The organism is Parashewanella sp. 2210YD4-3, from assembly GCF_056591735.1.
The window spans coordinates 1-298 of sequence record NZ_JBWQOG010000044.1 but is presented as its reverse complement, the minus strand read 5'-3'; the positions used below and the strand labels follow the sequence as shown (position 1 = coordinate 298).

The 298-nt window shown below is 48.0% G+C and carries 2 tRNA genes; both read left to right on the top strand.

What is annotated here, in order from left to right:
- Positions 1–4 precede the first annotated feature (4 nt).
- Positions 5–81 (top strand) — tRNA-Ile (locus tag AC1EU0_RS19225).
- Between the two features lie 133 nt (positions 82–214).
- A tRNA-Ala gene (locus AC1EU0_RS19220) sits at positions 215–290 on the top strand.
- Positions 291–298: the final 8 nt, after the last annotated feature.

Sequence of the window (298 nt, the reverse complement as noted above, 5' to 3'; positions counted from 1 at the left end):
AAATGGGTCTGTAGCTCAGCTGGTTAGAGCGCACGCCTGATAAGCGTGAGGTCGGTAGTTCAAGTCTACTCAGACCCACCAAATCTCTCCTACTCTTCGTTAGAATCCTGCTCATTTGCTTAATGCAAACTTCGCAATATTCTTCCTTGATTAGAAAAGATTACTTCTTCGTGTTGTAATCACTGATTTGGACAAAAACGTATCGACACATGATGGGGCTATAGCTCAGCTGGGAGAGCGCCTGCCTTGCACGCAGGAGGTCTGCGGTTCGATCCCGCATAGCTCCACCACTCATGTG